General features: G+C 41.8%; 28 protein-coding genes and 3 pseudogenes. 15 read left to right on the forward strand and 16 right to left on the reverse strand.

The window, feature by feature from the left end; all coding sequences use genetic code 11:
• Positions 1-214: 214 nt before the first annotated feature.
• Positions 215-352, forward strand: coding sequence for a GNAT family N-acetyltransferase (locus WA1_RS56855; protein WP_017748352.1), 138 nt, complete (start codon positions 215-217; stop codon positions 350-352).
• A 66-nt stretch (positions 353-418) separates the two neighbouring features.
• On the forward strand, positions 419-622 hold the full coding sequence (locus WA1_RS52595; RefSeq protein WP_272819425.1) for a pentapeptide repeat-containing protein: 204 nt from the start codon (positions 419-421) through the stop codon (positions 620-622).
• Between the two features lie 88 nt (positions 623-710).
• On the opposite strand, the gene WA1_RS11350 is transcribed toward WA1_RS52595, so the two are convergent.
• Both WA1_RS11350 and WA1_RS11355 read right to left on the reverse strand, forming a co-directional pair.
• Complete coding sequence (locus WA1_RS11350; RefSeq protein WP_017748350.1) at positions 711-1,109, reverse strand: helix-turn-helix domain-containing protein; 399 nt, start codon at positions 1,107-1,109, stop codon at positions 711-713.
• Positions 1,093-1,392 (reverse strand): annotated as a pseudogene (locus WA1_RS11355) (type II toxin-antitoxin system HigB family toxin). The gene WA1_RS11350 and the pseudogene WA1_RS11355 overlap by 17 nt, the downstream one beginning before the upstream one ends.
• Positions 1,393-1,508: 116 nt before the next feature.
• Between WA1_RS11355 and WA1_RS11360 the strand changes: the two are divergent.
• The 3 genes from WA1_RS11360 to WA1_RS59650 all read left to right on the forward strand — a co-directional run bounded on the left by WA1_RS11360 (position 1,509) and on the right by WA1_RS59650 (position 3,868).
• Positions 1,509-1,769: a DJ-1/PfpI family protein gene (locus tag WA1_RS11360; RefSeq protein ID WP_081402877.1), complete on the forward strand. Its 261-nt coding sequence runs from the start codon at positions 1,509-1,511 to the stop codon at positions 1,767-1,769.
• 159 nt (positions 1,770-1,928) lie between these two features.
• Positions 1,929-2,204 (forward strand): DUF2087 domain-containing protein, encoded by a 276-nt coding sequence (locus tag WA1_RS11365; protein WP_017748347.1) that lies wholly within the window; start codon positions 1,929-1,931, stop codon positions 2,202-2,204.
• A 293-nt stretch (positions 2,205-2,497) separates the two neighbouring features.
• A complete protein-coding gene (locus tag WA1_RS59650; RefSeq protein WP_017748346.1) occupies positions 2,498-3,868 on the forward strand; it encodes a pentapeptide repeat-containing protein in 1,371 nt (456 codons plus the stop codon).
• Positions 3,869-3,959: 91 nt separating this feature from the next.
• On the opposite strand, the gene WA1_RS11375 is transcribed toward WA1_RS59650, so the two are convergent.
• On the reverse strand, positions 3,960-5,438 hold the full coding sequence (locus WA1_RS11375) for a CoA-acylating methylmalonate-semialdehyde dehydrogenase (protein ID WP_017748345.1): 1,479 nt from the start codon (positions 5,436-5,438) through the stop codon (positions 3,960-3,962).
• A 379-nt stretch (positions 5,439-5,817) separates the two neighbouring features.
• Here WA1_RS11375 and infC point away from each other — a divergent pair, with 379 nt between their 5' ends.
• The gene (infC, locus tag WA1_RS11380) at positions 5,818-6,285 is read left to right on the forward strand and encodes a translation initiation factor IF-3 (RefSeq protein ID WP_272819426.1); all 468 of its coding nucleotides are present in this window, start codon (positions 5,818-5,820) and stop codon (positions 6,283-6,285) included.
• Positions 6,286-6,462: 177 nt separating this feature from the next.
• On the opposite strand, the gene WA1_RS56860 is transcribed toward infC, so the two are convergent.
• A complete protein-coding gene (locus WA1_RS56860; RefSeq protein WP_158516629.1) occupies positions 6,463-6,612 on the reverse strand; it encodes a hypothetical protein in 150 nt (49 codons plus the stop codon).
• A 532-nt stretch (positions 6,613-7,144) separates the two neighbouring features.
• Entirely contained in the window at positions 7,145-7,801 is a 657-nt protein-coding gene (locus WA1_RS11390) for a DUF3386 domain-containing protein (RefSeq protein WP_017748342.1), read from the reverse strand.
• A gap of 112 nt (positions 7,802-7,913) precedes the next feature.
• Here WA1_RS11390 and WA1_RS11395 point away from each other — a divergent pair, with 112 nt between their 5' ends.
• Positions 7,914-8,594: a LuxR C-terminal-related transcriptional regulator gene (locus tag WA1_RS11395; RefSeq protein ID WP_017748341.1), complete on the forward strand. Its 681-nt coding sequence runs from the start codon at positions 7,914-7,916 to the stop codon at positions 8,592-8,594.
• 19 nt (positions 8,595-8,613) lie between these two features.
• Here WA1_RS11395 and WA1_RS11400 read toward each other — a convergent pair whose 3' ends face one another.
• The 8 genes and pseudogenes from WA1_RS11400 to lepB form a co-directional block, all read right to left on the reverse strand.
• Positions 8,614-9,015 carry a hypothetical protein gene (locus tag WA1_RS11400; RefSeq protein WP_017748340.1) on the reverse strand — a complete coding sequence of 134 codons (402 nt, stop codon included), beginning with the start codon at positions 9,013-9,015 and terminating at the stop codon, positions 8,614-8,616.
• 5 nt (positions 9,016-9,020) lie between these two features.
• Positions 9,021-9,188, reverse strand: a pseudogene (locus WA1_RS52605) (pentapeptide repeat-containing protein); the annotation flags it as partial.
• Complete coding sequence (locus WA1_RS61655) at positions 9,178-9,492, reverse strand: pentapeptide repeat-containing protein (RefSeq protein ID WP_051077125.1); 315 nt, start codon at positions 9,490-9,492, stop codon at positions 9,178-9,180. The gene WA1_RS61655 and the pseudogene WA1_RS52605, both read right to left, overlap by 11 nt.
• A 369-nt stretch (positions 9,493-9,861) precedes the next feature.
• Positions 9,862-11,595: a R3H domain-containing nucleic acid-binding protein gene (locus WA1_RS11410; protein WP_026135199.1), complete on the reverse strand. Its 1,734-nt coding sequence runs from the start codon at positions 11,593-11,595 to the stop codon at positions 9,862-9,864.
• 102 nt (positions 11,596-11,697) lie between these two features.
• A complete protein-coding gene (gene ldpA / locus WA1_RS11415) occupies positions 11,698-12,873 on the reverse strand; it encodes a circadian clock protein LdpA (protein WP_017748338.1) in 1,176 nt (391 codons plus the stop codon).
• Between the two features lie 170 nt (positions 12,874-13,043).
• Complete coding sequence (locus WA1_RS11420) at positions 13,044-14,387, reverse strand: hybrid sensor histidine kinase/response regulator (protein WP_017748337.1); 1,344 nt, start codon at positions 14,385-14,387, stop codon at positions 13,044-13,046.
• A gap of 77 nt (positions 14,388-14,464) precedes the next feature.
• On the reverse strand, positions 14,465-15,598 hold the full coding sequence (locus WA1_RS11425; RefSeq protein ID WP_017748336.1) for a diguanylate cyclase domain-containing protein: 1,134 nt from the start codon (positions 15,596-15,598) through the stop codon (positions 14,465-14,467).
• Positions 15,599-16,042: 444 nt separating this feature from the next.
• Positions 16,043-16,690, reverse strand: a complete 648-nt coding sequence (lepB, locus tag WA1_RS11430) for a signal peptidase I (protein WP_017748335.1) — start codon at positions 16,688-16,690, stop codon at positions 16,043-16,045.
• Positions 16,691-16,943: 253 nt separating this feature from the next.
• Here lepB and WA1_RS11435 point away from each other — a divergent pair, with 253 nt between their 5' ends.
• Positions 16,944-18,269: a dihydroorotase gene (locus WA1_RS11435; protein WP_017748334.1), complete on the forward strand. Its 1,326-nt coding sequence runs from the start codon at positions 16,944-16,946 to the stop codon at positions 18,267-18,269.
• A 331-nt stretch (positions 18,270-18,600) separates the two neighbouring features.
• Positions 18,601-18,765 (forward strand): hypothetical protein, encoded by a 165-nt coding sequence (locus tag WA1_RS56865; RefSeq protein ID WP_017748333.1) that lies wholly within the window; start codon positions 18,601-18,603, stop codon positions 18,763-18,765.
• A gap of 79 nt (positions 18,766-18,844) precedes the next feature.
• On the opposite strand, the gene tsaE is transcribed toward WA1_RS56865, so the two are convergent.
• A complete protein-coding gene (tsaE, locus tag WA1_RS11440) occupies positions 18,845-19,306 on the reverse strand; it encodes a tRNA (adenosine(37)-N6)-threonylcarbamoyltransferase complex ATPase subunit type 1 TsaE (RefSeq protein ID WP_017748332.1) in 462 nt (153 codons plus the stop codon).
• A 97-nt stretch (positions 19,307-19,403) separates the two neighbouring features.
• Positions 19,404-20,771 carry a gluconeogenesis factor YvcK family protein gene (locus tag WA1_RS11445; RefSeq protein WP_026135198.1) on the reverse strand — a complete coding sequence of 456 codons (1,368 nt, stop codon included), beginning with the start codon at positions 20,769-20,771 and terminating at the stop codon, positions 19,404-19,406.
• Positions 20,772-20,948: 177 nt separating this feature from the next.
• On the opposite strand from WA1_RS11445, the gene ruvC reads away from it, so the two are divergent.
• The 5 genes and pseudogenes from ruvC to WA1_RS58640 all read left to right on the forward strand — a co-directional run bounded on the left by ruvC (position 20,949) and on the right by WA1_RS58640 (position 23,106).
• On the forward strand, positions 20,949-21,440 hold the full coding sequence (ruvC, locus tag WA1_RS11450; protein ID WP_017748330.1) for a crossover junction endodeoxyribonuclease RuvC: 492 nt from the start codon (positions 20,949-20,951) through the stop codon (positions 21,438-21,440).
• Positions 21,441-21,620: a hypothetical protein gene (locus tag WA1_RS11455; protein WP_017748329.1), complete on the forward strand. Its 180-nt coding sequence runs from the start codon at positions 21,441-21,443 to the stop codon at positions 21,618-21,620.
• A 114-nt stretch (positions 21,621-21,734) separates the two neighbouring features.
• Positions 21,735-22,313, forward strand: a pseudogene (locus tag WA1_RS11460) (IS1634 family transposase); the annotation flags it as partial.
• 23 nt (positions 22,314-22,336) lie between these two features.
• Positions 22,337-22,555, forward strand: a complete 219-nt coding sequence (locus tag WA1_RS58635) for a hypothetical protein (protein ID WP_017748327.1) — start codon at positions 22,337-22,339, stop codon at positions 22,553-22,555.
• 89 nt (positions 22,556-22,644) lie between these two features.
• On the forward strand, positions 22,645-23,106 hold the full coding sequence (locus WA1_RS58640) for an ATP-binding protein (protein WP_066612838.1): 462 nt from the start codon (positions 22,645-22,647) through the stop codon (positions 23,104-23,106).
• 29 nt (positions 23,107-23,135) lie between these two features.
• On the opposite strand, the gene WA1_RS11475 is transcribed toward WA1_RS58640, so the two are convergent.
• Positions 23,136-23,516, reverse strand: a complete 381-nt coding sequence (locus tag WA1_RS11475; RefSeq protein ID WP_017750188.1) for a hypothetical protein — start codon at positions 23,514-23,516, stop codon at positions 23,136-23,138.
• Positions 23,517-23,621: 105 nt separating this feature from the next.
• Between WA1_RS11475 and WA1_RS11480 the strand changes: the two genes are divergently transcribed.
• A partial coding sequence (locus WA1_RS11480) for an IS4 family transposase (protein ID WP_066612845.1) occupies positions 23,622-24,610 on the forward strand: 989 nt, incomplete at its 3' end.

Raw genomic sequence — 24,610 nt, forward strand, 5'->3', positions numbered from 1 at the left:
GAATTGACAAGGGATTGAGCGGTAGGGGTCAAAGTATGAGGAAAATGAATCTGACCAAAATCGACCCAAAATAAATTAGCAGCGGACTCTTGTGTGACTTAAAGGAATCGTTTGCCTATCTGAAAACCAAATTAGTAAAAGCGTCTTGGCTTGAGCTTCAGCATTGAGTTAACATTGATAAATCTTCAAACAGTGATTGTTACAGAGGTAGGGTTTGAAAATTCTAGAAACGCCTCGTTTCTTTGTTCGTGGTTTTGTACCAGAGGATGCTGAAGCATTGTTCAGGTTACATGGCAATCCCAAGGTGGCACAGTATATGGGAGATGGAAATACAGTTCCAGCAACAAAATAGCAGTAGCGATCGTAGTCCTCCGGTTCTGCAAGAATCTTTACTCCCTGGTACTCTATTAACCGGGGCATTACTGCTGTCAATCTCACGAATGCTGATTTGAGAGAAGCTCGAATGTTCCTTACTAGATTGGATTACGCCAACTTGACTGAAGCTAATCTCAGCAATGCCTTCTTCCAAGGGGTTAGCGGTAGCCCTGAAACTCTTTTCTGTAATACCATCATGCCCGATGGTGCGATCGTTAATGGTCACGGCTGGGTAGATAGTCGTTAGCTAAGACGAGAGTTATTCGAGCGAGGACTGATTGATAGAACGCGCAATGGTTCGGCATAATGGCGCAAGGTTTAGAATGGTCAATCAGCTAGGTAAATAAGCTGGCATCTACATGAAAATAGTCCGCCAGTACTTCTGCTTCTGCTTTATTAATGGTGCGATCGCCATTAACAATTTCCTGCACGACTTCTAACGAGCCAATTACCTCAGCTAATGCTTCGGTCGTCAGATCGCGTGCATCCATCAAATGGATTAGCATAGAATGGGGAGTACCTTGAGGGATTGGGTAATGGGTTTCTTCAAACTTCTCGATTAACGTTACCAGCAGTTCTAGCAACGTCTCCTCTTCTAGTGTACGATTGGGACGATGCTCTAGGGCTAAAGCAAGTTTGATAGCTTGTTCATTTTCTTCTTCGGTAGTAATTGTTTTTGGTTGATACTCGGCTAGCAATTTCCCATAGAATTCAGCATTAAAAGTACGGGTCATTGTTCCATTTATCCTTATCATATTCGGCGTGAGTTATGACATATTTAATATAGATTTTTTGCGTTTCGTAAACAATATCAACAATCAAACGGTAGTTATTTGCTTTGATATTAAACACGGTAAAGTTGCCAACGGCTTCTGTTTTTGGATAAATAGCTTGAACTTCAAGCAGATTTTTCCATTCAGCCTTAGTTGCCACTCTGTATCAATCATAAAGTACATCACAGGCATCTGCGTGTACTTTACAAAACTCTCGCAAAATCCTGCGACTGATAACATGCATTTAATTTTACTCTGATTACTACTATTATAATTGTCTCCTAAATTGAAGGTTTTATAAAATATCGGTACTCTTAGGACACCCTTTACCTTTTAAACCCTCGATAGACTCTCAAAGCTATCAAATTTTTGCAAGAAGCTGCTGCTGTTGGTAAGATAGTGAGCGCTATTTGTCACGACCCACAAGTGCTGATAGATGCTAGTTTGCTAAAAGGCAAAAAAGCAACTAGTTCTTGGAATATCCATGTTGACTTAGCAAATGCAGGTGCTATAGTTATCGATGAACCTGCGATCGCAGATGGCAATATTATCACTAGTCCCTGTCCTCTACCTCTGCCGTCGTTCATGAATGCTATTACCTGTGCAGTCAAATCCCATTAAGGTTTTTAGTTGTTCGGTTGTAGGCACTAGTTTTTAATTTTCTTTCTTATTAGTTTTGATCGCCTGTAATGATTTGAATAAGCCGAGGCAATACTAAGTGCGCTACACTACTCAATTATCCTTAGTCAGCACAATTATGACAACATTCACACAAAAGCTATGAATGACTCAAATGACTTGAAAAGGTACTTAGACGAACAAGGACGAGTTAAAGAATGGCCTTCTAAACGCAATAGAGGTAGATTTCAGCAATTAGTTCTGGAGTATTTGGCAAACAAATTTGAGATTGATACTATTTATTCTGAGAAAGAGGTTAACCAATTGCTGAATCAGCATCACAACTTTGGTGATGCAGCTTTGTTAAGACGAGAATTATTCGAGCGAGGACTGATTGATAGAACGCGCAATGGTTCGGCATACTGGCGCAAGGTTTAGAATGGTCAATCAGCTAGGTAAATAAGCTGGCATCTACATGAAAATAGTCTATTTATGAACAAACTTCTGGTTTCTTTTTTTAAGAGATGTGTCAATTCAAGGGTTTTAGAGATATGTCTGTGTTAAAATTTCAATATTTACTCTTTCCATGTGTATTAGCTTAATTAGAGGATAGAACCAGTAACTGAATACTATATTCACTCCATATAACTTTGTTTTCAATAAATTTATCCTTCACAAAAATAAAGAACAGTGTCTGTAAGTCACTTTGCTCTTTGAGAGGAATTAGGATCGTGAAAAAATTTAATCAAGTAAGGAATTCCTTAAACCAAGACTTAGGAAAGATTGTAGAATTTGGAGCAGAAGGTTCTAAAGCCACTATAGAAGTGGCTTTAGCTTTAGGTTTGTTAGGGGCAGCCCTTGTTCCGGTAGCACAGCCAATTGCAGCAGGGCTAGCGTTTGTGGGATTAACGAAAAAAGGACTAGAGCTTTACCGCACTAAGAAGCAGGAACTAGATTTAGAAGAGTGGGTAGCGATTGCGTTTCCTCTAGCTTATATAGAAAGCTTTGATGCTTTAGTTCAAAAAAATGAATGGTTAAGAACAAAAATTGGTGCAGGGACATTAGGTCAGGAAATTAAGCAGCAATTTGATGATGAATTAGGAGAAGTTGAATTAACTTCAGAGCGAAGTCAAGAGGCTTTAAGGGACTTTCCTAATTCTTGGTTAGGTCATGCCCTTAATGGTCAACTATCGCGTTACCTAAAGCAAATTGGGCTGGAGCAACGTGTTATTCCCATTGTGACTGGGTGGGTAGCTTGGAGAACAAAAGCACAAATAGAATCACTTTTACCTTACGAAGAATCCAAGAATACAGACATAGCTAAGAAAATCAAACCACACATAACAGTATCTCAGGAAATAGGAGCACGTCAAAAATTTAGTAGTATTGAATATTACTTACAAGAACAGATATCCCCTAATCCTATCGATCCATTAGGGTTGGAGAAGTGGAAAGTCTTTGATGAACCCTTCAAAATCCCCGATATCTACGTACCCCTTAAAGCCCAGTTGCTAGATTCTAACGGGAAAGTTAAAGAATATAAAGCGGTTGATTTAAAAACTTGGGCAACAGACCAATTGACTAACCCAAGTAAAAACAGTCAGGTAATGTTTATTCAAGCAGGACCGGGACAGGGAAAAAGCGTTTTTTGTCGGATGTTTGCTGATTGGGTAAGAGAACACTTGCATCCGGTTTGGACACCAATATTGATTCGACTCCGAGATATAGATGCTTTTGAACCCAATATTGAACATACCCTTCGTGCTGTTATTAAAGAGGACTTTGCTAAAAGTAATGATGGCTGGTTGACTGATCGTAACACGAGATTTCTATTTATACTAGATGGTTTTGATGAGTTGCGCTTTCAAGGAAGAACTGCTAAAGGAGCTAACCTAGAAGGTGCTGACCTCAGTGAAGCGAATCTAGAAGGTGCAAATCTAGAAGGTGCAAATCTAGAAGGCGCTAACTTCAAAGGTCTTACTCCCAAGGGCGAATTTGAAAGAAAAGCCGTTTGGAATGAAAATACAAAATGGGATGGAGTAAGGGGGTTAGAAACCGCTAGAGTACCAGAAACTTTAAAACAGCAGTTAGGTCTTGCCTAAGAACTAGACTAGGTATCCTTGGCTGTCTTGTATGAGTGGCGGGCGGGGACGCCCGCACCACGATCCCCATTTCCCATTCCCTATTCCCCAATTAGAATTGACGAGACCAGTTGCTAGGCCAACGTTCTACAACGACTTTTGTTTGAGTAAAAAATTCCACTGCATGATTGCTTTGACCGTGTAAGTCGCCAAAAAAGCTTTCTTTCCAACCGCTAAATGGGAAAAACGCCATTGGTGCGGCTACTCCTATATTTATACCTATATTACCTGCCTCGGCTTCATAGCGAAATTTACGTGCTGCAGCACCACTTGATGTAAATAAACAAGCCATGTTCCCATATTGACCGTTGTTGACTAGGGCGATCGCTTGCTCGATTGTCTCTACATGAATTAGGCTCAGTACAGGACCAAATATTTCTGTGCGGGCAATTTCACCCGATGGATCTACGTTTTGCAGAATTGTAGGGCGTACAAAATACCCCTTTTCATAACTTGGTATACTAGGACATCTACCATCTACTAAAACTTTTGCGCCTTCATCTGCTCCCTGCTGAATTAAACTCTCAATTCTGGTCTTGCTTTGCGCGTTAATTACGGGTCCCATTTCAACACCTGAGTCTAAACCACAACCAACGACACGCTTTTGAGCAGTTTCTGCGATCGCTTCCGTGAAACTCCGACGTGCTTCTCCAACAGTGACAGCTATGGAAGCAGCAAGACAGCGCTGTCCAGCACAACCAAAGGCACTATCAGCCGCAATGCGTGTTGTCATCTCCAAATTTGCATCTGGCAAAACAATCAGTGGATTTTTAGCACCGCCTTGGCATTGAACGCGCTTGCCGTTCGCGGCCCCTCTACTATATATATACTTTGCGACTGGAGTAGAACCAACAAAGCTAATGGCTCGAATCTTGGGATCGTCCAAAATTGCATCGACAACTTCTTTGGCACCATTGACCAGGTTAACAACACCTTGAGGCAATCCTGTTTTTTCCAATAACTGAAACACTTTTTGCATTGTCAGTGGAACTTTTTCTGATGGCTTAACGATGTAAGTATTTCCACAAGCAATGGCATAGGGCAAAAACCAAAAGGGGATCATTCCTGGAAAGTTGAACGGCGCAATGACAGCGCAGACTCCTAAGGGTTGTCGGATCATTATTTCATCAATACCTCTAGCAATGTCTTCCAAGTTGGTTCCTTGCATCATCATGGGGATTCCGCAGGCGACTTCAACATTTTCAATAGCGCGGCGCATTTCTCCTTTGGACTCGGCCAAAGTTTTACCGCATTCTAAGGTAATGGTGCGAGCCAAGTCCTCAAAGTGTTCTTCCAGTAAATTCTTGAGTTTAAATAGATACTGTACTCGTTCTGTCGGTGGTATACGCCGCCAACTCCCAAAAGCCTCTGAGGCTGCTTGGGTAGCTTGCTCTATCTCAGAAGCTGGCGATAGTGGGACTTTAGCCACTACCTCTGCCGTCGCTGGATTGATAACGTCCAAAAACTCTGTAGCGCTAGAAGTACACCACTGATTGTTGATGTAATTGGGTAGTGCGATCGCTTTTTCCATCAGTGCAATATTATGTTGCTATAAGTGCAGGGTTATGAATATCCTACGGGCAAAGCATTACACTCAACAATCTAGTTTTGAGACCTGTATTTCTTTTGAGGTAGATAGGTATTGGGCGGAACTTTAGTTAGCCCCTCTCGAATTATATGTTATAATTTTTACTACTAATTTGTTTTTACTACTGATATGTTAGCTGAATAAATCTCGATATAATAAATGTATAGTAAGTTTGTCCAGCCAAAGTAAAGTAGTAGTTTTTTTAACACACCATAACATCCTAATTATATTCATAATTAGTGTTGTGCTACCTTGGTATTACTTGTAAAGCAAAGTGTTGAACAATTGAGAGGAAAACGTTATCGTAATTCAAAAGCAACTCATCAACTCACAAATCAAGTCACCTCAAGTCTTCTTGATTGACCACGAAAATAACAATCGTGGTTTGACTGACACCCGTGAAGCTCTACAACTAGCTGAGAGCGTAGACCTTGACCTAGTTGTAGTCTCGGAAAGCAAAGACACCCCGGTGGCGAAGATCCTGAACTATGGCAAGCTTCAGTATCAAAAGAAAAAGCGTCAAACACAGAGTGCCAGACCCACAGTCAAGGAAGTTCGGTTTCGTCCAAACGTAGGACAAGCTGATTACGATTTACGCATCCATCAAGCCACTGAGTGGTTGAGTAAAGGCGATTCAGTAAAATTTGTGATTCGTTTAAGAGGTCGAGAAAATCAATATCGCAGTAATGCTGGAGAATTGTTAGACCGGATTGTCAAGGATCTTGGTTCAGTGGGTAAAGTCCAGTCACTTGATAAACGATCGCTGATTGTTCAAGTCATTCCCGGCTAAATTAATTCTTTAGGGATTTCTTTAAGATCCTTTCATCTATAGGCGTTAAATGAGCGATTTGAGCCGATGACTCAAATCGCTCATCTGTCATTTTGGGTTGTGGTACAAAAAAACACTGAGATCGTCAAAACTTCTTGTGGGATGGGCGTCTCGCCTGTCCTTCGAGATAATTTTACCCTATGGATTAACTTTTAACGGTCTTGAGAAGGTGATCGCTTCTGAGTTTGGCTCAAGAATCTTTAGATAGTTTTGGCTTGCTGATGGCTCAAGCTGATTGATAATTTCGTTCAATCGGTTGTTGAGGTTTGTAGGACGGTTTCTGCTCATGGTAGTAGACCCTAATAAACTGACTGTTGTTGAGAGAGTGTTTTTACTTACAAAGTCTGTTGAATATCAAAATATAAATTCCGCGCTCTTAGTAACAGTATCTAAAATCTTTTCAAGATATACATAATAAAGAGTTTTGAAACAAGTACTTATTCTCGGCATCTATCCGGAGTTTTTTCTTTATGTTTTTTATCTTAACACAAAAAAAGTGTTTATCCTGAAAGAAAGAAAATTCTAAAATACAAAAAGTTGATTTATCCGTATTATTTCTGTACTCAAAAATATTGTGATATCTAGATGAATTTTTTAGAAAAGTGCTTAAGATTAGGTTTTCAATTAAGTATTCAATCAAGTTCCAGTATTTCAAATACAATAGTTTGCAGTTGCGCTTTAGCGAAGACAGCGCAACTACAAACCGAAAATATAGGTTTTCAATTATATCATAAAAAAATCCCGTTAAGTGCAAATTGCACCATAACAGGATTGTTTACAAAAAATTTAGATAAAAAGCTCTACTATTGTTACCGCATAACTACTCAGCAGTAGGCTCTAACAATTTGATATTCGAGAAGATAATTTCTTGGGTATGGACTTGCTTATCCCCCTCAGTCCGAATCAAGCGGCGATTTAGAATAACGTAGTCGCCAACCTTCTCGTACTCGTCCTCAAATTCACTTCTTCCACCCTTCTGTTCGCCTGTTTTTGGATCGTGGTAAACAGAGTCATATGTGTGGGAGAGGTAGCCTTCACCTGTATCGTGACTGCTAAAGGTATTAATAGTTACAACAACCCCATGAATGTGTCGGTGGACAAGACACACCTCGTTATTGCGGAGTTTATATTTATCTCCTTCTGCCTTACCACCCATTAAAATCTCCACAGCACCAGTCTCATCAGTCGCACCATAGCGAAAGGTGTTTGCGCCGTGGGTTTCTTCAAAGGTACGACGAATACGGTGAATGGCTATTTCCCACAACTGATTATTCAACGCCTGGGTTGCTTGCTCGTCTTCTACCTCAAAGACTTCTGCTTTGAGATTGGCATTGACGCGAACTTTGCCTGCAAACACTTTCTCACCATGCTTATAGGTTACATCTGCAGTATACCCAGGGAAGTTTTTATCCCAAGTGTAGCGGTTTTCGTAAGCAGCCCGAAAGAATTCTTGGGCAGAGACTTGTGTTGCGGTCACGTGATTCTCCTATAGTTACTATTTATGTAAGTTTTTACCTTTGCTCCTATCAGCTAGCATAGAAATAATTATTAAGAATGCATAGTCCTCAACTGGGTACACTTATATTGCAATGGCTAACTCCCTTCATGAGCTATTTCAGGCGATCGCCAAAGCTCAAAACGAGCAAGAACTACGACAAGCTGTCATGGATAAAGTTGGCGAGTATTTTGGTGTGCAGCACTGGGGTATATATCTAGTAGATGACCATTATACGGCGGAGGCTGATGTAAAGGTTATCCCAGATGTTTGTTTAGAAAGCAACCCAGTAGGGCAATATGTGGTTGAGCGTCATGCTCCAGCCCATGAGGAATTGGTGTTACCCTCAGGAGACTGGAAAAATTTTTGCTCCCGCCACGATCACGAACACGTCATGAGCGGACCAATCGTTTGTGAGGGTCGTCTTGTGGGATCGCTGAATTTAACACGTGCTAGCGGCGATCCCGCCTTTGACGCTAACGATCTTGCCGATCTCAGTGCATTATGCTTGCACTTGTCAGCAAAAATTGCTACTTTACAAGCGCAAGCGAAACCAAAAGCCCTCAATTCACTTCTAGCCAATCGCTTGACACCACGAGAATTAGAGATTGCTGCACTCGTCGCACAGGGGTTAACAAATGCAGAAATTGGGGAAAAACTTTGGATTACACAAAATTCAGTTAAACAAGCTTTAAAAAGGATGTTTCGCAAGTTAGAAGTCTCGGCACGAACTGAGATGGTGGCAAAACTACAAGATGTTTTAGCATCAAGTTAAGTTTGTCATTTGTCATTTGTCATTTGTTATTGATTAAGCTAACAATTCTCTTGATGACTCGCATAACTTGGTACAACTCGTTTTCTCTTGGGTTGGAGAGAGTAAACTTGTTAGATAAAGCATATTGACGCATCTGCTGATTCAGCTTGATAAAAATATAGTCTTCGCCAGTCGTTATCATTCCAAAAACTGGCATTTCTGAGTTAGGGTTTGCCATCATGTAAGCTAAAGTTTGCCCTAGAGCTTGCATAACACTCAAACCATATCGCTTCGCTTCAATTAACACTACCCAAAGTCGATTTTGTACAACTAAAGCGTCAATGAATCCTTCTAATACGGGTTCTTCTTCGCCTCCGTTTTCAATTTCGACCTTCACCAATTCCTCACTCTGAATCTTAAAAGGTGGGTCGCACAAACTCATGAATTCTAGTAGCGGCGATCGCATAATAATATTGACAGTTCTTTCTGTGATTGAGCCGTCTGCAGCATAATAGTTAGATTATTTGCACCTTTTAAGTAAGTACCGTTTAAGTTAGCACCACTAAGGTTGGCTTTAGTTAAATTGACATTACTGAGATTTGCATTACTGAGATTGGTATTTTTGAAATATTTCCCAAACTAAACGCCATTTAGGACTAAGTATTGTTTCAGAGTTGATTATTACAGTACGGAGGTCTACACCATTAAAGTTGGCATTACTAAGGTTGGCATTACTAAGGTTGGTATTATCTAGTATGGCACCGTTAAGGTTTGCGCCACTAAGGTCGGCACCACTAAGGTTGGTACCACTAAGGTTGGCAGTACTAAGGTTACTACGACTTAGGTTAATACCACTAAGGTTTAGATTGCTAAAATTTATACTCTCAAGGTTTGCACAACTAAAGTTAGCAAATGGCAAATTATGTGAAACTCAGACTAGATCAGTAATTAAGGGATTGTGGGTGACCTACCGTGAGCAGCAACCGAAAGACTGCTCCCTTCTCGCTATAAGATTACCGATCTGCTTTTCCTCTTTCTTCGTGCTCTTTACGACGGCAGGCGCTACAAAGGGGGGAACCCCCGCAACGCGCTGCCTCGTCTTTGTGGTTCATTTAAATAGGTAATCTTCGGGCGGAAAGGGAGTAATGTAGTTAATTGTGGGATGGGCGTCCCGCCCGTCCCGTGCAGGCAAGATGCCTGCACCACAAGAATAAAGTTAAAAAAACATTAAAATGGTGCGTTACGTGGAAGCTAACGCACCCTGATGACAAAGGACTTGAAGACGAAATTATGCCGGATAAATCCGCAGACGCCGATTTGGTTCTTCCCCAAAACTATCAGACTTGAGACGATAGTGTTCTACTAACTCATGTTGCATTTTCCGTACTGAAGCAGAACGAGGTAACAATTCGACTGGTTGCCCTTTGGGGATCACAATTTGCTCGACAGCAAGTCTTGCTTCTTCTAGGGCGTCAATCTCATCATCACTGGCGCTGTGAAGAAAAAGTTGCATTTCGCGCTCGTCGCCAATTTCGGGATCGTCAAGATTCAGCAAGCGTCGCAACCCTCTGGTAATTTGCGGCATGGTGCTGGCTTTGATCATGTGGATTGGGACTTGGCGGGCTTTCGCTAATTGCCTCAATTTGGCATGATTTTTGACGTGCGATCGCAACGCCAATATTGCATCAGCACTATCAATATCTTTTGTCAAGACTATCGGCAAAGATAGAACCTGAATGACCTGATCTAATTGACTGCGGCTGACACCATAGGGGTATATGTGCAGTGGTAAATCTTCGCCATTCGGTCCCGGATACCTATTTTCAGTATCAAAGCTATCAAATTGAGTTAAAGATTCATCCAACAAGCGGTCAAACTCGCTTTTCCCCGAACCATTTTGTGTTTCAGTTCCTAGTGAAGGCAGGGGTAGCATTTGTCCGGTTGTGCGCCAACCGTTGGAATGTCTGGCTGAGGTTGCAAACGTTTCCTCCCCAACAGTTGCTTGCGTGCGAGTCGTCAGGGGAATAACTTGGCGGGTAATAACCACCTTGCCGTTCTCATCAACAGTTCTGACTTGCGGGTTAGGATGCCGTCCTCGAAGAAGAGTATCTACTGTATCTGATACACTTTCGTGTACTACCCAGCGCTCTCGTTCCCACATTTCTACGGCAATTTCAAAAGTCGGAGGGGCTTTTCGTTCCAAAACAGTTTTTTGAGTCCCCCTCCGCCTAGCTTCATCGTCTCCCAGCGTCACAGCCTGGATACCACCCACTAAATCTGAAAGCGTCGGGTTTTTTATCAAGTTTTCAATCTGGTTGCCATGAGCGGTTCCTACCAATTGGACGCCTCGTTCGGCTATGGTACGGGCGGCTAGGGCTTCCAGTTCCGTACCAATTTCATCAATAACGATGACTTCTGGCATATGGTTCTCCACCGCTTCAATCATCACATGATGCTGTAGTTCTGGATGAGCCACTTGCATCCGTCGCGATCGCCCAATAGCGGGGTGAGCAACGTCACCATCACCTGCAATTTCATTAGAGGTATCGATAATCACCACTCGTTTATTCAGTTCATCAGCCAAAACGCGGGCAATTTCCCTCAACGCTGTTGTTTTGCCCACACCTGGGCGTCCTAGCATGAGAATCGATTTTCCAGTTTCTACTAAATCGCGGATCGTGCCAATTGTTCCGAAGATCGCCCGACCAACGCGACAGGTTAGACCTATAATCTTTCCACTGCGGTTGCGGATGGCACTGATCCGGTGCAGGGTTTGCTCAATTCCTGCCCGATTATCTCCACCAAAAATTCCCACTCTTTGAATGCAATCATCTATCTGTTCTTGAGTAACGGGTACTTCACTCAGATACTCAGCTGCTGATGGAAACCGAGCTTCTGGGCGACGACCTAAATCCAAGACTACTTCAACTAAGCTATCTCGTTGTGGATGCTTTTCTAGAGTTTGCCGCAGGTCTTGGGGCAATATATCTAATAATTTTTGGAGATCGTCTGTAATCGTCATGCTTTCTATGGTGACGTTTTTTAGAGATAGCGAGGACATTTCCATAGTGGGGTTTTCCTTCTTGGAAAATGTCTGAAAGGCGGTTTTTAGGACAAATAGCCCCTATTGCCGCGACTTGAGCTGGGAAACGAGGGAATCTGCAAGCTTAACTGCTTGCCAGAGCAATAATGGTTCTTCTTCTAGGCGCATGCTTATTTTGACACTGGCTTGACTCACCTCCGGTTGTTCTAACTCTTCTAGAATCGGTGACAGCAAGACTCGGGCGTAGCTACCGTATGCGATTCCGGCAATTTTGGATTTTGGATTTTGGATTTTGGATTTTGGATTTTGGATTTTAGATTGTGAATCATAGTCTTCTAATCCAAAATCTAAAATCGGCAATCTAAAATCGTTCAACAAGCCCATTGCCCGTAACTTAGCAACAGTGTAGCTGTTGGTTCCTCCTGCCAACTGCACATATCCCGGTAATTTTGCTGCCAAAACTTTTTGCCCTAACTTAACGGCTGCTAATGTCGTACCATCGCCAATATCTCCACTCATCGGACGACCATCTGTTTGCCAAACTAGGACACAAGGTAGGGGGCTAATGACTTCATAGAGAGTGTGAAGATAGTCAATCAAACCATCACCATCCGGGCAGCTAATTGCTACTAACTTCAACTGCTCAACCCACGGCACTATAGCTTGCCACAATCTTTTGAATTCTGACAAACGCCCAACATTTGTATGAATTTCTACGGCATCTACCCCAGTTGACAATATCAATGGTGCGATCGCTCCCGGTGTTGATACATATGACTTTGTATAAATTATATCATATGGACATATAGGAATGCAACGACCGCAACCGTAACACTTTTGGGATAAGACTCCCGACAAGTTGCTATTTACGCCCTCGAAAACAATTGCTTGGGTCGGACAAATTTTTTCACAGGGGCGATCGCAGTTTGTGGGGCATTGAGTGACATGAAATTCAGCTTTCCGAAAATGCGGGTCTTCGCCATCATTCAGGCTGACCATCAATAGCGGTTTTTTTTCGTACCAGCTAAATCCTTGCTGTTGAGCCGACCTACCCAACTCCGATGCAATTTGCAGCCCCTCCTTAGCTGCAGCAATCACAGACGGATCGGCAGCAACATCTATGCAGTCAGCCCCCGCCAATGTATAGGCTAATGTTAAGCTTCTGACTGCAGGCAGATGTTGGAAGCTGGCTCCGCATATGAGCTTGAACCAGTGACCTTCCTCAAGCGAACGTAAAGGGTCTAACAAATAAGTCACAATTCTATTATGCAATGCATTAGAAAAATGTAGAACATTAATTCAAAAAGTCATGAGGTGCGGGGAAATGAATTGCTAAGCTTAGACACCATTGAGGGCTTTTATTGTATCATGAAGATTCTTATCTTTATCTTCATACTCCGCAATAGTACTTGTCAAGCTACAACTTTTCAGTCTTCGTTGCTCAACGTTGTTTCTGGTTGCTCAATTGGTATTTCAATGATAAAATTTGCTCCTTGCCCAACCGAAGAGTGACACTTGATTTTTCCTTGATGTTTTTTGACTACAATTTGATGGCTAATTGATAATCCCAGCCCACTCCCTTTTCCCACAGGCTTTGTTGTGAAGAAAGGATCGAATAAGCGCGATCGCACTGACTCATCCATCCCCGGACCATTATCAGCAATGCTAACTCTAACTGTATTATTGCTTGTCAGTTGAGTGTGAATATTAATCTGGGGAGTAGGGAGTGGTGAGTGGTGAGTAGGGTGTCTTTCTTTCCCTATTCCCCACTCACTACTCCCCACTCCCCGATCCAAAGCATCAATCGCATTACTTATGATGTGCATAAACACCTGATTGAGCTCGCTAGGATAACAACTCACCAAAGGCAAATTACTGTATTCTGTTGTAACATTAATGCTGGGACGATGGGCTGTTTCTTTCAGTCGATGCTGCAACATGACAATAGTACTATCTATCCCTTCATGGATATTGACTGGCTTCATATCCGCTTCATCAAGTCTGGAAAAGTTTTGTAGTGCCAGTACTATTTGCCGGATGCGATCGGCTCCCCTGTACATAGCACCCATCAAGTTTCGCACATCATTCATCAAAAAGTGTAAGTCTATATCCCGAACTGTTTGCTGAATTTTTACTGTTGGATTTGGATACTCATCATGATAAACTTCCACGACGTTAATTAACTGTTGTACGTACTGACTAACATACTCAATATTTCCGTAAATCAAACTAATTGGGTTGTTAACTTCGTGGGCAATTCCAGCAACCATCTGTCCCAATGCTGCCATTTTCTCATTTTGAATTTGTTGGACTTGGGCAACTTTTAATTCGTCAAGAGTCTTTTGTAACAATAAATTCTTTTCTTTTAGTTTATGTTGGAGTAAACGTAAATTGATTTGATTTTCAATCCGCAATAAAACTTCTGCTCCATGGAAAGGTTTGGTGATGTAATCTACACCTCCGACATCAAAAGCTTTTACTTTATCCAATACATCATCTAAAGCACTAATAAAAATCACTGGAATATCATAAGTTCTTTCATCTACTTTAAGTTGCTTGCAAACCTCATACCCATCCATACCTGGCATATTAATATCAAGCAGAATAACATCCGGCAAAACCATCTGACAAGCAGTTAATGCCATTTTACCATTTAATGCTTTACGAACTTCATAACCTTGTGCTGTTAGCATTGCAGATAACAGACGTAGGTTATCCGGTGTATCATCAACAACTAAAATATTGCCTTTGTATTCTTGATGTAAATGCATTTTAAAAAAATTAGACTTTTAATGATTGCAGGAGTCAACCTTTTTTTCCGAGCGACTAGCTTGAAAACTAATTTTTACTAATCTTCACTCAAAGAACCCTCCTCCTCAAAGATATATTGTTTATTCCAACATTTAATTTCTCCCGCGACAGAAAGATTTCCGGAGCAATTTTGTCGGGCAACAGGCACACAAGCACAATATCCGTTACGTCCTTGTAGTTTCGCTTGATAGAGAGCCTTGTCACTAGCAGCGATAAGAGTTTTTGGTAAAGACGGATTCACGGGAACTTTAGTTGCTATACCCATACTTAAGGTAATATAATTTTTCACAAAAGATGATGAATGAGGAATTTTTAATTCTTTTATCCGTAACCTAACATTTTCAGCTACTCGCACTGCTCCATGAAAATTTGTGTTGGGTAAAATCACAGCAAACTCTTCTCCTCCATAACGAGCTACCACATCGGCAGGACGCCTAACTGCATAACGAATAGCCCGAGCCACCTTCCGCAAACAATCATCACCTGCTACATGACCGTAGGTATCGTTGTAAGATTTAAAATAGTCTATATCGCACAGAATAAAAGAAAGAGGAAGTTGCTCTCGTGCTGACCTCTGCCATTCTCGTTGCAAGTAATCATCTAAAAAACGGCGGTTAGAAACTTGTGTTAAACTATCCACCCAAACCAATTCTCTCAGTTTGTCGTTAGCTGTTTGTAAGGCAGATTCAACTTTGACACGTTTTTCTATTTCTAATAACAACAAAGCATTTTGCTCTGAAAGCTTTTGGTTGGTTTCTCGAAGTTCTCTTTGTAATTTTTGAATAGTCAGTTGATTTTGTACCCGTGCAATGACCTCTTCAAACTGAAATGGTTTGGTAATGTAATCTGCACCACCAACTTTAATTCCTTTGACCTTATCTAAGACATCATCTAAAATACTAATAAAAATCACGGGTATGTTGCTGTTTGCTGGATCGGCTTTTAATCTTTCGCATACCTCATAGCCGTCCATTTCCGGCATATTAATATCTAGCAAAATAATGTCTGGGGGCAAGGTCTTGACGGCAGTTAAAGCCATTTGCCCGTTGAGGGCTTTACGAACGTGATACCCCTCTTTTGCTAAAACAGTTGATAATACGCGTAAGTTATCAAGCTGGTCATCAACTATAAGAATATTGCCATAATTAGATGTTGATGGATCTTGATTCATCGAAAACCTCTTGGGAGCGTGGAAACCGCGTATCTTTAAGGAAGTACTGCGGCAATCAGAATCTAGACTTTTAACTGCTGGAGAATTATTTTTAGTGTCTCAGTATTTTCCATGATGACACTTTCTATCATTTCTAGCTGCAAACTGGCAGGATTGCCAAACACGTATTTAGCCGAGTTACCTTTATTGAATGAATATCAGACGTGAGCACCGTACAAAAGAGAAATCCAAAAAACAAGCCCGGTGGTCATGACCGGGCTTTCTAGCTAAGCTGTTGCGCTCTAAATTTGCACAGATGGGCGGGTGAGGACGCCCATTCCACAAGAATTAGGTTGACTGAGGCTGTGCCAGTTATAGAATTATTAGCTTAATATAGAGGCGTATTTAGCTTTGTTTTGAGGCAGTGTATTTCACAACTAACCACTAACCACTAACCACCAACCATTAATTGTTATATAACTCTTTTTTATCTATTCCCCCAACTTGATTGAGAGGCCAAAAGCGAAGTACCGCACGACCAATAATATTTTCACGAGGAACAACACCCCAGCAACGACTATCGTAACTGCTGTTACGGTTATCTCCTAATACTAAGTATGAGTTGTTTGGTATCGTGACGGGTTGAGATAGGAAAGGAGGTTGTTGACCGGATGTACAAACGTCAACGACTGTACGCTGACTATCTGTCAAGTACTGTTGCTCTGGTAAGGGGTTGCCATTGATATACACTTTACCGTTCTTGAGTGCTACCTTTTCCCCTGGTAAAGCAATTACACGCTTGATAAAGGCGTCTTGGTATTGTTCTTTTTGTAGTTCTTTTGTGGGAGAAAAGACTACAATATCGCCTCGCTTCGGCTCAGAAAATTTGTAGCCTAATTTATCCACAATAATTTTGTCTGCTTCCCACTGATTTGGGGAACCATGTAAAGTCGGTTCCATAGAACCAGAGGGAATCCAACGTGCTTCAGCAACAAAGGTACGAATTCCCAAGGCGAGAACAACGCTTAAAACTATTGTTCTACCTAGTTCTGCGATCCACGAATTATTGGGCTGTTGATGGCTAGAGTTGTTATCAGACACTTGATTTTGCATGAAAGTACTAGAGTGATGGCTTATAAAAAGCAGGTGAATGATTTATCCGAGCAGGGATGTTGTATTGGTTTATCTTAACTTTACAAAAAGGCAGAGGGTAGAAAGAAACGAATTCATGTAGTAACTCATAGTTTAAGAAATATTAACTTTTTTGTAACGAAGAACACAATACTCCCGCTCATAGTTCAACCAAGTTTAACCTATATGGATGGTAATCTGTCACGCTTAACTCTTGTAATAACGCAGTTGACCTATGCCATTTACCGCAAGTAGTTTGCTAATTCGTCGTGCTCGCATCGTTTTACCCACTGGTGAATTGCTAGTTGGTGATGTATTGACAAGCGATCGCACAATAGTTGAGGTGGCTCCAGAAATTACAAAGGCAACCCCAACAACAGAAATTGACGCAGAAGGGTTAACTTTGTTGCCAGGAGTCATCGATCCACAAGTACATTTCCGGGAACCGGGACTCGAATATAAGGAAGACTTATTTACTGCGAGTTGTGCTTGTGCTAAAGGGGGAGTCACCTCATTTTTAGAAATGCCAAATACACGCCCTCCAACAATTAGCCAGTATGCACTTGATGACAAGTTACAACGAGCATCCCAAAAGAGCTTGGTGAATTATGGCTTTTTTATCGGGGCAACAGCAGATAACCTCCCAGATATACTATTAGCAAAACCGACACCAGGGATCAAGATATTCATGGGGTCGATGCACGGTTCATTACTGGTTGACCAAGACGCTGCACTAGAGGCAATTTTTGCCAAAGGAGACCGCTTAATTGCTGTTCATGCAGAAGACCAAGCCAGAATACAACAGCGAAGAGCAGAATTTGCTGGGATTCATGACCCCGCAGTTCATTCTCAAATCCAAGATAACCAAGCAGCATTATTGGCAACCCAGCAAGCATTAAGACTTTCTAAAAAATATCAACGTCGCCTACATATTCTGCATATGTCAACAGCAGAAGAAGCAGAGTTGTTGCGTCAAGACAAACCAAGTTGGGTGACAGCAGAAGTCACGCCGCAGCACTTATTGTTGAATACGGATGCTTACGCCAAAATAGGAACAAGAGCGCAAATGAACCCGCCTTTGCGATCGCCTCACGATAACGAAGTTCTTTGGGAAGCCTTACGCGATGGCACGATCGACTTCATTGCCACAGACCACGCGCCACACACTTTAGAAGAAAAATCGCAAGAGTACCCCAAAACACCCTCTGGAATGCCCGGAGTAGAAACTTCCCTGCCTTTAATGCTAACAGCCGCAATGGACGGGAAATGTACTGTCGCCCAAGTAGCAAACTGGATGTCTCAAGCTGTAGCTAAAGCATATTCTATTCCTAATAAAGGAGCGATCGCACCCGGTTACGATGCCGATTTAGTTTTAGTAGATTTAAACACTTACCATCCAGTACGCCCAGAAGAACTATTAACTAAGTGTCGTTGGAGTCCTTTTGAGGGTTGGAATTTAACAGGATGGCCCGTTGTGACGATTGTAGGCGGTCAAATTGTTTATGAAAAAGGCAAATTGTATACAGAGGTAAGGGGTCAAGCTTTGACGTTTAATCAATAGTTAGTGGTTAGTGGTTAGTGGTTAGTGGTTAGTTGTTAGTTGTTAGTTGTTAGTGGTCACTGGTCACTGGTCACTGGTCACTGGTCACTGGTCACTGGTCACTGGTCACTGGTCACTGGTCACTGGTCACTGATTACCTATCAGTAAATCCTTTAATAAACTGTTCGCAGTTAACATTTTCTGATACGTAAACCTAGTTTATACATACTTCATGAAATCTTGATAAAAATCTACTGAGTCTTTGTTTACATAGGTAGAGGAACCAGTTAATAACACTACTGGTGAAATATCTACCTACGGAGAATATTTGTAAACAATACTTGGTAAAAAAATGACAATGCTAGCTAATTACACTGACGAGCGTGGAAGTGGCAGAATTGACCAGCACACATATGCAGGCAATAGTATGACGGAAAACCAGCGCCTTGCTTGGATTCTCATACCCGGAGCCAAAAAGGCTGGCGTTGCTTGGTTTGAGTCTTTTTCTGGATATTAAGTAAGAGTAGGTACAACAACATAACTAAGTTGTAACTCGCAGTTCTTGGTAAAAGTATTCATTAAATTCCCATCGCGAATTACAAATTAGCGCCCAATAGTTCTTCTGAAATACTACAATTGTGTGTTGCGATCGCGGCTTGACGACTGCCCTCATTCTTATAAGTCAGAGAAACTATTATATAGCTATCTGGCTTATAAGGCAATCGTTCAGCCCACTCAATTGCCACAATTCCTGGTGTCACCTCAACACCTTCCCAATAAGTTTCCAGATTTAAAGCAGCGACTTCCTTTGGTTCTAAGCGATATAAATCGAGGTGATACAGAGGGAAACGTCCTTCCGTATACTCATTAATCAGGGTGAAAGTAGGGCTAACAATAGGTTCGGAGATACCCAACCCGTGACCCATACCTTGCACTAGGGTTGTTTTGCCAGCACCTAGATCGCCGTGTAGTAAAATAACGCTCCCAGCGTCTAAAGATTGACCGAGTGCAATACCTAGTTTACGTGTTGCCGTAGTATCTGACAAAGAAATTTTCATAATTGGTTAATTGTTAGTGGATAGTGGATAGTGGATAGTGGTTATTAGCTACTAACAACTAACAACTAACAACTAACAACTAACAACTATCCAATTCCTACTTCCCTTGATGTGCTCCACTGTACCAACGCCATAACACCTTTGCCAGTCGTTGGGGATTGTGGCGCACGCAACCTGTTTCATCTTCATGCATGACATTTGCCAGAACAATTCGCCGCCCTAACATTGTCACGTCTTCTCGATCTAGAAACACGGGATGGGAGTTTTGTTGGGCATAACGCACAAGTGCGCGAGGAGTAGGAGATTTTTTATGTACGAGTACGGCGTTAAATAGGGGTTTTCCACATGCAGCGTCAATTGCCCGAATATGATCTGCAACAGTGTAATCTTGGGTTTCCCCTGGTTGAGTCATGATGTTACAAACATAAATACGGGGTGCTTCAGAAGCAGCGATCGCATCAGCAATTTCTGGGACGAGTAGATTGGGAATCACACTAGTGAAAAGACTGCCGGGACCCATAATAATATAGTCAGCTTCTTTGATTGCCTTGATAACAGCTGGTAAAGCTGGGGGATGAGCGGGCGTACAGCCAATTTTGACAATATGACCTCCGGCGGCGGTGATATTAGATTCACCTTCAATCCGCCGACCATCAGACAATTCTGCCCAAAGGCGAACATCACTGAGAGTTGCTGGCAAAACTTGTCCTCGGATGGCTAAGACTTTAGAACTAGCTGCGATCGCCCGTTCGAGATCGCCAGTAATATCACTAAGTGCTGTTAAGAACAGATTACCAAAACTGTGACCTGTCAACCCATCCCCTGCTTTAAAGCGGTATTGAAAGAGTTCAGTTAATAACTTTTCTTCATCAGCGAGTGCTGCCAAACAGTTGCGAATATCTCCTGGTGGGAGAACACCAATTTCCCGACGCAACCGCCCGGAAGAACCCCCATCGTCTGCGACAGTGACAATAGCGGTAATGTTAGCGCTGTAAACCTTGAGTCCTCGAAGTAACGTAGAAAGACCAGTGCCACCGCCAATTGTGACAATTTTAGGACCTCGATACAAGCGACGATGTGCGAGCAAGACATCAATCAGTTCTTCATCGCCTTCTGGTCTGAGGACTGCAGTAATAGAACCAACTGTCCGAGTTTGTCCCCATAAAAGCAAGAGCAAGCCACACAACAAAACCAAAGGACCGCTGATGTAGTACGGTACAATATTGGTGATTGTTCCCAGAAAGCCCCTAATCAACTCTATTGCCCAAAAGATTGGCGTTAATCTAACCCAAATAGCAAGACCCAGACTTGCTAGCAGTACACCCCCAACGCTGATGAGCAACCATCGTTTAATCGATAATCCAGGGGACAACCATTTGAACCACTGATTAACCCGATGGGAAGTGCGACGGCGCGACTGCTTTTGCAGGGCGTTGAGGGCTTGTCTGAGAAAACCTATTGACATACCACAAAAAGGAGCAGTGCTACTAACAACAATGAATAACAGAAAATGTACACCACCTGGTTTTTTCCCGAATGTGGAATTGTGACATTTTTCCATCCCATTAGACCAAAACAGAGTAGTCAAAGTTGCCAGTGTGCCGACTTATTTTTCCTCTGGGTATAGAGAAACAACAAGTGAATGGAACAGCGAATTTTAGGGCTAGATCCCGGACTGGCAAGTTTGGGATTTGGCGCGATTATATGCCAAAAAAGTCAAACTACGGGGCAACAAGAGTCAGTAAATTTACTAGATTTTGGTGTAATCAGTACCCCAGCGAGTATGGAGTTAGGACAACGACTATGTATGATATACGACGATCTGCACACCCTGATTGGGGAATATAAACCAGAATTAGTGGCTGTTGAGAAATTCTTCTTCTATCGTATGGCAAATACGATCCTCGTGGCACAAGCACGGGGTGTTGTGTTGTTAGTTCTTGCACAGCATAAGTTACCGATTGTGGAGTTTACACCCGCTCAAGTTAAACAAGCGCTTACAGGGTATGGGAATGCAGAGAAACAAGAAGTTCAAGCAGCAGTGGCGCACGAGTTGAACTTGGATTATGTTCCCCGCCCGGATGATGCTGCAGATGCGTTGGCTGTGGCGTTGACTGGGTGGTTTCAGATCTAGATGCATCTATCTACCACTACCACAAAAAACAACGGTACTCCAGATGTGGATTGGGAGAGTAGAGACATCAAAGCAATGGCAGCAGTGAAACTTGCTGCACAGCACCTGAAGCAAGATTATACTCGTTCAATTTGGATTAGTAGAACAGCGATCGCTAAACCCACATTCCGCACATATTAAAGCGGATTTAATAATTATGAATTTGAAAAATAAAAGCCTGTAATGATTACTGGACAATCATTACAGGCTTTTATCATATAAAATAATCGAGTTGGGCAGAAAGAGGAAAAAACCATGAATGAGCCAATTGAAGCAATAAAAGTTCTAAATATAGACCATTTAGGAATAATAGCAGGAATAATAGACGAGATGGAATTGGTAGAAGAAGTAAATAGAAAAGTAGGAATAAAAGAAAAAGAAACCTTAAGTCCAGGACAAGTAATGAAAGCGATGATTTTGAATGGATTAGGGTTTTTGAGCGCCCCATTATATCTATTTCCAGAATTTTTTATAGGCAAAGCAACCGAACATCTAATAGGAACGGGAGTATTACCAGAGCATTTAAATGATGACAGATTAGGGAGAGCATTGGACAAATATTACGAAGCGGGGACAACCAAATTATTTACAGCGATCGCTATAAAAGCTGCTCATAAGTTCCAAGTAGAAATGAATAGTGTTCATTTAGATGGGACTTCAATGTGTGTAGAGGGAGAGTACAAAAAAGAAGGGGAGGAAATAAATGAAATCAATCAAGAAGCAGAATTAGAGAAAGAGATGCTCCCCATAAAAATTGTCCACGGATACTCAAGAGATAAGAGACCAGATCTGAAACAATTTATTGTTGACATGATTGTAACAGGAGATGGAGATGCGGAATGTGGGTTTAAACAACAATGAATGATTTTAGACAAGAACAGGGCTATCTAGTAATAGCCGATCGCACACTTTTATCGTTGAGCGATGAAGAACTAGATGGTGCTTTGGGGTTTGTGCGTTCTCGTGATGGCGATCGCATACCCACTATTACAGGATTACTAATCTTAGGTCGAGAAGCAGCAATCCGCGAACACATACCGACTCATGAAGTAGCCTTTCAAGTATTAGAAGGTTAGGTTTATTCCGCGTACCCGTTCCCAATTACGACCAACGGGCATTTCGTGAAGCTTTTGTCAATGCTGTTATTCACAGAGATTATACCAGATTGGGAGCCGTTCATGTTCGTTGGGAAGACTACGGTATTGTTATCAGCAACCCTGGGGGATTTGTTGAAGGTGTCACTTTAGATAACTTGTTGGTTGTAGAACCTAGACCAAGAAACCCCTTCTTAGCTGATGCTATCAAACGCATTGGACTTGCTGAACGCACGGGGCGGGGTGTAGATTTAATTTATCAAGGCTTACTGCGCTACGGGCGACCTGCACCTGACTATCGACGCAGCGATGCCCACTCAGTCATTGTTAGACTTCCTGGTGGAGAAGCTGACTTGCCACTTTTACGTGTTGTTATTGAAGAAGAAAATCGCAGACAAAGTCAACTCCCTGTTGAATCTCTTATCGCCTTGGCTCAATTGCGTCATGAAAGACGTATAGATACCACCACTCTCAATACTGCTCGGTTAAGGGAAATAAAGGGTAAAACAGTGTCAAATGTGTTCGCGTATTAAAAACGATAACTGAAAGCGGATGGGCAAGGTTATTTTTTGTCTTTGAGACTTTCGTACAAATCTATCCAGTTTTGTCTGAGAGAATGAATCGTATTTTTTAAGGTGTCGATTTGCATTCTTCGTGTAACTTGCATAACAGCATCAATATGAGCGGGGCTTCCAGCTTTCCCCAAATGCTTATATTTACTTAATTTATTAGGAGTTTGCGTAGGGAAAATCGGCATTTGAGCGTGCAACTTATAGTACCAGTAAGTTCCTTTTTGACCGCGTGCCTGGTAGCGCAGGACACAACAACCTTCGGGTGCAACTTCTCCTGAAGCTTGAATTTGTTGAATTTGTAGTTGTAGAGTAGCGATCGCTTGCTGTAAGAGTTCGGCTCTGGCAATAATATCGTCAGTTTTCGTAGGCATCAATTGGAATTGGGGAAAGATAGAGTTCTCGAATAGATTACGAGAACAAAAAGTGTTTTAATCAATATTATCTTATACGAAATTTCACTTCAAAACTGAGTGCTAATGATGCTAGTTAACTTTGAATTCAACAATCAAATCCTAAATCGGGCACAATTACTGCTGGCTCTTAACCAGATCATCCCTACCGAGTCGATTATGGCAGCGATTACAACAACGAGTAGTACCGCACGGCGTCAAAGAATACTTCCTACACACGTAGTAATCTCTCTAGTAATCGCCATGAGTTTTTGGTCCTCCGATTCAATCGTGGATGTATTGAAAAATCTCATTCAGGGTTTTAATTCTTTGCAAATCCCCTTTAAGAGACGTTTTAAGATACCAACATCTTCATCAATAAGTGAAGCTAGACAACGAATTGGTGCTGCTGTTATGACTCGTTTATTTGAAATTGTTGCAAAACCTTTAGCAACAATTAAAACACCAGGTGCTTTTTTGGGTGGACTGAGAATAATGGCTTTGGATGGCACAGTTTTTGATGTTCCTGATACAGAAACTAATGCTAAAGTATTTGGTTACCCTGGTTCTCGTCCTGGTACAAATCCGGCTTTTCCCAAAGCTAGGTTAACTTTTTTAGTCGAAGCAGGAACTCATTTAATTATCGACATATTTTGTTGTCCATATCGAATTGGAGAGAGAAAAGGAGCTTTAAAGCTATTAAGAAGTGTTGAGGAGAGTATGTTGTTAATGTGGGACAGAGGACTGCACTCATTTAAAATGATTCATGCTGCAATCAAACAAAAATGTCATATTCTTGGTCGCGTGCCATCTCATGTAAAATTTGAGTTTGTTAAAGCTTTTCCTGATGGTTCCTATCTAAGTTGGCTTGCTCCTGATGGAAAGTCAAGAAAGAAGGGAGCGACGAAAATACCTGTTCGTGTCATTGAATATATTATTGAAGTTGAGGGTGTAGAAAAGGTGTATCGTTTAGTAACTGATTTGATGGATATTTCAACTTTTCCTGCATTGCTCTTAGCCCAAGAATACCATCAACGGTGGGAAGCTGAGAACACCTTGGATGAGTTAAAAGTCCA

It is taken from the genome of Scytonema hofmannii PCC 7110 (genome assembly GCF_000346485.2).
GTDB classification, from domain to species: Bacteria; Cyanobacteriota; Cyanobacteriia; order Cyanobacteriales; family Nostocaceae; genus Scytonema; species Scytonema hofmannii.